The following is a 5945-nucleotide window of genomic DNA, read 5'->3' on the forward strand; positions in this document are numbered from 1 at the left end:
GGGAGGGTCAGGTTGACAGTGCCGGCCATGCTTTCCAGACTGCCGCTCCCGCGTGCCCGCGTCTGTCGGAAAACTCCCATGCCTGCTGTCGGCCAACTTCCCGTGCGTCACGACTGGTCGCGGACCGAGGTGCGCGCGCTGTTCGACCTGCCGTTCCCCGAGCTGCTGCACCGCGCCGCCAGCGTCCACCGCGACAACTTCGACCCGGCCGAGGTGCAGGTCAGCACGCTGCTGTCGGTCAAGACCGGCGGCTGCCCGGAGGACTGCGCCTACTGCCCGCAGGCGCAGCGCTACCACACCGGGGTCGAGGCGCAGAAGCTGATGTCGACCGAAGCCGTGCTCGAGCGCGCCCGCGCGGCCAAGGCGGCCGGTGCCAGCCGCTTCTGCATGGGCGCCGCGTGGCGCTCGCCGAAGGACCGCGACATCCCGAAGGTGGCCGAGATGATCGCCGGGGTGAAGGCGCTCGGGCTGGAGACCTGCGCCACCCTCGGCATGCTCAGCGGCGAGCAGGCGAAGTCGCTGAAGGACGCCGGGCTGGACTACTACAACCACAACCTCGACACCGCGCCGGACTTCTACAACGAGATCATCCACACCCGCGAGTTCCAGGACCGCCTCGACACCCTCGGCCACGTCCGCGACGCCGGCATGAAGACCTGCTGCGGCGGCATCGTCGGCATGGGCGAGTCGCGCGAGCAGCGCGCCGGCCTGCTGCAGACCCTGGCCAACCTGCCGGCGCACCCGGACTCGGTGCCGATCAACCGGCTGGTCAAGGTCGCCGGTACCCCGCTGGCCGACGACGAGTCGCTGGCCGAGCTGGACCCGTTCGAGTTCGTCCGCACGATTGCGGTCGCCCGCCTGCTGATGCCGCGCTCGATGGTGCGGCTGTCGGCCGGCCGCGAGCAGATGAGCGACGAGCTGCAGGCGCTGTGCTTCCTCGCCGGCGCCAACTCGATCTTCTACGGCGAGAAATTGTTGACCACCGGCAACCCCGACACCGACCGCGATCTGGCATTGTTCGAGCGACTCGGCCTGCGCCCGATGCAGGTCGTCGAGACAGCGGACACTCCGGGGGGAACCGTGCACGCCGACATCATCGAAACCGACACCTGCGCCACCGGCACGGACGCCGCCCGCCCGACCTGCGCGGCCTGAACCGTGGCGCGCCCGTCCTGGCGTGAGCGGGTCGACGCCGCCCGCGACGCGCGCGAGGCCGCCTCGCGCCGCCGCGTGCGCCGCGGCATCGGCCACCGCGACGGCGCCCACGTCGAGCTCGACGGCCGCCGCCTGCTGAACTTCTGCGGCAACGACTACCTCGGCCTGTCGCAGCACTACGCGGTGGTCGGCGCACTGCAGGACACCGCCTCGCGCGAGGGCGCCGGCGGCGTCGGCTCGCACCTGGTCTGCGGCCACCACCAGGTCCACGACGCGCTCGAGAAGGAGCTGGCCGACTGGATCGGCGCGCCGCGCGCGCTGCTGCTGGGCAGCGGCTTCCTCGCCAACCTCGCGGTGATGCAGGCGCTGCTCGGCGACGGCGACGTCTGCGTGCAGGACCGGCTCAACCACGCCAGCCTGCTCGATGCCGCCCGGCTCGCCGGCTGCCGCCTGCGGCGCTACCCGCACAACGACCCCGAGGGCGCGATCCGGCAGCTGCGCGGCATGCCCGAGGGGATGGCGATGCTGGCCACCGACGGCGTGTTCAGCATGGACGGCGACCTCGCGCCGCTGCGCGAGCTGGCGATCGTCGCCCGCGCCCAGCAGGCGCTGCTGTACGTCGACGACGCCCACGGCATCGGCGTGGTCGGGCCGGAAGGCCGCGGCAGCGTGGCGGCAGCGCGGCTCGGGGTCGCGCAGGTGCCGCTGCAGCTGGCCACGCTGGGCAAGGCGCTCGGCGGTTACGGTGCCGCGGTGGTTGGAGACGCCGCCCTGGTCGAGCACCTGGCCGAGACCGCGCGGCCGTACATCTACACCACCGCGATGCCGCCGGCGCAGGCCGCGGCGACGCTGGCGGCGGTCAGGCTGGCCCGCACCGAACACTGGCGCCGCGAGAAGCTCGGCGAGCTGGCGATGCGGTTCCGCGCGAAGGCGAAGGCGGCGGGGCTGGTGCTGCTGCCGTCGGACACCCCGATCCAGCCGGTGCTGGTCGGCGACGACGCGCGCGCGCTGTCGATGTCGGCCACGCTGGAGCGCGCCGGCCACCTGGTCGCCGCGATCCGCCCGCCGACCGTGCCGGAGGGCCGCGCGCGGCTGCGGGTCACCCTGTCGGCGCTGCATACCGCGGCCGACGTCGATGCACTGGTGCGGGCGTTGACGGTTGCGCGCGACCGCGCCGAGGCCGAGGCGCGCGTGGCGACCCTGAAGGGCTGGCCGCCGCCGTGACACGGCGCCCGCCCCACCCCTGACAGCAACCCGGAAGGACACGATGTACATCGAGACGCACGGGCGCGGCCCGGCGCTGGCGCTGATCCACGGCTGGGCGATGCACGGCGGCCTGTTCGCGCCGCTGGTCGAGCGCCTGGCCGACCGCCACACCCTGCACCTGGTCGACCTGCCCGGCCACGGCCACGCGCGTGACGACGACGCCCCGCTGCAACCCGACATGCTGGCCGCGGCGCTGGTCGAGCGCGTGCCCGACGCGGTCTGGCTGGGCTGGTCGCTCGGCGGCCAGGTCGCGCTGCGCGCCGCGCTCGACCACCCGGGCCGGGTGCGCGGGCTGGTGATGGTGGCGTCCTCGCCGCGGTTCGTCCGCGACGACGCCGGCGGCTGGCCGCATGGTGTCAGCAGCAGCCTGTTCGGTGACTTCGGCGACGCCCTCGAGCGCGACTTCCGAGGCACCCTCGAAGGCTTCCTGGCGCTGGAATCGCTCGGCTCCAGCACCGCCCAGGACGAGCTGCGGCGGCTGCGCGCGCAGGCGTTCGAACGCGGCGAGCCGGCACCGCGCGCGCTGCAGGAAGGCCTGGCGCTGCTGGATGCGATCGACCTGCGTGCCGAGCTGCCAAACCTGCGCGTGCCGAGCCTGTGGATCTCCGGCCGCCGCGACCGGCTGGTCCCGGCCGGGGCGATGCCGGCCGCGGCCGCGCTGGCGCCGGGCGCGCGCAGCGTGGTGATCGACGGCGCCGGCCACGCGCCGTTCCTCGGCGCCGCCGACCGGGTCGCCGACGAGATCGCCGGCTTCATGGAATCGCTGGCCGCCGCGGGGGCATCGGCATGAACGACCTGTTCGACCACCGCCAGGTCCGCCGTGCGTTCTCGCGCGCGGCCCACGGCTACGACGCCGGCGCCGCGCTGCAGCGCGAGGTCGCCGCGCGGCTGATGGAGCAGCTCGACTACCTCGACGACCCAGCGCTGCAACGCGCGCCGCCGGAGGTCGTGGTCGACCTCGGCTGCGGCCCCGGCCACGCCGCCGCGGCGATGCAGAAGCGCTGGCCGAAGGCGCAGGTGCTGGCGCTCGACCTCGCCCCCGGGATGCTGGCCGAGGCCCGCCGCAACGCCGCCGAAGCGACCGGGCTGGCCGGCCGGCTCAACCCGTTCGCGCGGCGGCCGCTGCCGGTCTGCGCCGACGCCCGCCTGCTGCCGCTGCGCGACGCCAGCGTCGACGTGCTGTTCTCCAACCTCTGCCTGCAGTGGGTCGAGGACCTGCCGGGGGTGTTCGCCGGCTTCCGCAGGGTGCTCAAGCCCGGCGGCCTGCTGCTGGTCTCGACCTTCGGCCCGGACACGCTGTGGGAGCTGCGCGAGGCGTTCGCCGCCGCCGACGAGGCGCCGCACGTCAGCCTGTTCCCGGCGATCGCGCAGTTCGGCGACGCGTTGATCGCGGCCGGCTTCAAGGACCCGGTGCTGGACCGCGACGAGTTCCGCGACGGCCACCCCGACCTCGCCCACCTGATGCGCGAATTGCGCGCGATCGGCGCCACCAACGCGATGGCGGAGCGTCGCCGCAGCCTCACCGGCCGCGCCCGCTTCGCCCGCGCGGCCGAGGCCTACGAGCCGATGCGCGGCGGCGATGGCCAGCTGCCGGCCAGCTGGGAGGTCATCTACGCGCACGCCTGGGGGCCGCCGCCGGGCGCGCCGATCCGGGTCGGCGGGGTCGACGAGGTCAGCGTGCCGCTGTCGAGCATCAAGGTGCGCCGGCGTTGAACCCGCCCGCCGCGGCACGCACGACCGGCGCCGCCTGCGCCAGACTGCGCCGATGACCCGTGGCCACCACCGCACCGCGCTGTACGCGATCGCGATCGCGCTGGCGTCGGCGCTGTTCTTCACCTGCACCTACGTGCTCAACCGGGTCGCCGCGACCGATGGCGGCCACTGGGCGTGGACGGCGTCGCTGCGCTACCTGATCACCCTGCCGCTGATGCTGCCGCTGATGCGCTGGCAGGGCGGCATCGCGCCCGTGTGGCGGGCGATCCGCGCCCATCCGCTGCCGTGGCTGGGCTGGAGCGCGGTCGGCTTCGTGCTGTTCTACATCGGCCTCAGCTACGCCGCCGCCAGCGGGCCGTCGTGGCTGGTCGCCGGCACGTTCCAGCTGACCGTGGTCGCCGGGATGCTGTGCGCGCCGCTGTTGTACGACGACCATCGCCGGCGGATCCCGCTGCCGGCGCTGGCGGTCGGCACGCTGGTGGTGGCCGGGGTGCTGCTGATGCAGTTCGGCGTCGGCGGCGGCTCGCTCGACCGCGACGGCTGGATCGCGCTGGGCTGGGTGGTGGTGGCCGCGGTCGCGTACCCGCTCGGCAACCGCGGCCTGCTGCTGCACCTGGAGCGCCACGGCGAGGCCGACGGACTCAACGCCACCCAGCGGGTGTTCGGCCTGACCCTGGCCAGCCAGCCGGCATGGATCGCGCTGGCGCTGTACGCCGCGGCCGATGCCGGTGCGCCGTCGGCCGGGCAGGTGTGGCTGGCGGCGGGGGTCGCGCTGGGCGCCGGCATCATCGCCACCGTGCTGTTCTTCCAGGCCACCGGCATGGTCCGCGACAACCCGACCGCGCTGGCGGCGGCCGAGGCGATGCAGGCCGCCGAGATCCTGTTCGCGACCGTGATCGGGGTGTCGCTGCTGGGCGAACGCTGGCCGCAGGGGCCGGCGCTGTGGGGCGCCGCGATCGTGGTGGTCGGGATCGCCGCCTTCAGCTGGATCGCCGCGCGCGCCGCCGCCGGCGATGCACGTGCGGTGCGCGAGTTGCGCAGTGACCGCGGCGGCTGAGCGGTCGCGACGCGGCGTTCAGATGCGCGCGGCTAGAGTCGTGCCGGTTCCGCCTCCGCCGCGCCCGCCATGTCCACCACCGCCCGTCCCCGCCTCGTCCCGCTTCTGTTGCACTCCGGCCTGCTGTGCCTGTTGGCCGGCGCCGCCGCGGCGCAGCAGCCGGCACCGCCCGCCGCGCCGGCGGCGGTGATCGAGCAGTGGGGCTTCGACCCCTCGGTGCTGGTCGCCGACGGCACCGAGCTGCTGGCGCGCGCGCCGGACGCGCAGATCGACGCGCTGTTCCAGGCCGTCCACGCCGGCAGCCGCGACCCGGCCGATGCGCAGGTGATGTGTGAATTGTTCGACCCGGCCGCCGACCGCAGCCTCGCCGGCCTCAACGCGATCGCCTCGCGGCTCAGCCCGGCCAGCCAGGACCGCTTCGCCAATGCCGTCGCCGGCCTGCTGGTGGCGGCGATGCAGCACCCGCCGGTGGCCCGCGACGAGGCTGCCGCGCGGCAGGCGCTGAAGGCCGCCGGCGTGCGCGCGGCGATGCTCAACGACGGCTTCGGCGCCGGCCTCGCCGGTGACGACCACGACGCCCGCTGCGCGTCGGTGGCGATGCTGGTCGACAGCCTGCATGGCCAGCCGCTGGCCGAGCGCGCCGGCGTCACCCGCCTGCTGCTGGCCGAAGGGCTGGCGCGGCTGGCGGGTGCCGGTATCGCGGCCCGCGACCCGGTGTTGCCGCTGTAGGAGCAACTGTCTTCTTCAGATCGGC

Annotated in this window: 6 protein-coding genes; all 6 read left to right on the forward strand. The window is 74.7% G+C overall.

Annotated features, from left to right (window positions below):
- Positions 1 to 78 precede the first annotated feature (78 nt).
- The 6 genes from bioB to N799_RS13765 all read left to right on the forward strand — a co-directional run bounded on the left by bioB (position 79) and on the right by N799_RS13765 (position 5920).
- A complete protein-coding gene (gene bioB, locus N799_RS13740) occupies positions 79 to 1155 on the forward strand; it encodes a biotin synthase BioB (protein ID WP_052101579.1) in 1077 nt (358 codons plus the stop codon).
- 3 nt (positions 1156 to 1158) lie between these two features.
- A complete protein-coding gene (gene bioF / locus N799_RS13745; RefSeq protein ID WP_036213789.1) occupies positions 1159 to 2379 on the forward strand; it encodes an 8-amino-7-oxononanoate synthase in 1221 nt (406 codons plus the stop codon).
- 43 nt (positions 2380 to 2422) lie between these two features.
- Positions 2423 to 3211 carry a pimeloyl-ACP methyl ester esterase BioH gene (gene bioH / locus N799_RS13750; protein ID WP_036213792.1) on the forward strand — a complete coding sequence of 263 codons (789 nt, stop codon included), beginning with the start codon at positions 2423 to 2425 and terminating at the stop codon, positions 3209 to 3211.
- Positions 3208 to 4134: a malonyl-ACP O-methyltransferase BioC gene (gene bioC / locus N799_RS13755; RefSeq protein WP_036213795.1), complete on the forward strand. Its 927-nt coding sequence runs from the start codon at positions 3208 to 3210 to the stop codon at positions 4132 to 4134. The genes bioH and bioC overlap by 4 nt, the downstream gene beginning before the upstream one ends.
- 52 nt (positions 4135 to 4186) lie before the next feature.
- Entirely contained in the window at positions 4187 to 5191 is a 1005-nt protein-coding gene (locus N799_RS13760) for a multidrug resistance efflux transporter family protein (RefSeq protein ID WP_052101580.1), read from the forward strand.
- 69 nt (positions 5192 to 5260) lie between these two features.
- Positions 5261 to 5920 (forward strand): hypothetical protein, encoded by a 660-nt coding sequence (locus N799_RS13765; protein ID WP_036213797.1) that lies wholly within the window; start codon positions 5261 to 5263, stop codon positions 5918 to 5920.
- Positions 5921 to 5945 lie beyond the last annotated feature (25 nt).

The organism is Lysobacter arseniciresistens ZS79 (genome assembly GCF_000768335.1).
GTDB classification, from domain to species: domain Bacteria; phylum Pseudomonadota; class Gammaproteobacteria; order Xanthomonadales; family Xanthomonadaceae; genus Novilysobacter; species Novilysobacter arseniciresistens.

Excerpts from the sequence above, each read along its gene's own strand:
- N799_RS13760 (WP_052101580.1), top strand. The coding sequence starts at position 4,187 with ATGACCCGTGGCCACCACCGCACCGCGCTGTACGCGATCGCGATCGCG.
- bioB (WP_052101579.1), top strand. The coding sequence starts at position 79 with ATGCCTGCTGTCGGCCAACTTCCCGTGCGTCACGACTGGTCGCGGACC.
- N799_RS13765 (WP_036213797.1), top strand. The coding sequence starts at position 5,261 with ATGTCCACCACCGCCCGTCCCCGCCTCGTCCCGCTTCTGTTGCACTCC.
- bioC (WP_036213795.1), top strand. The coding sequence starts at position 3,208 with ATGAACGACCTGTTCGACCACCGCCAGGTCCGCCGTGCGTTCTCGCGC.
- bioH (WP_036213792.1), top strand. The coding sequence starts at position 2,423 with ATGTACATCGAGACGCACGGGCGCGGCCCGGCGCTGGCGCTGATCCAC.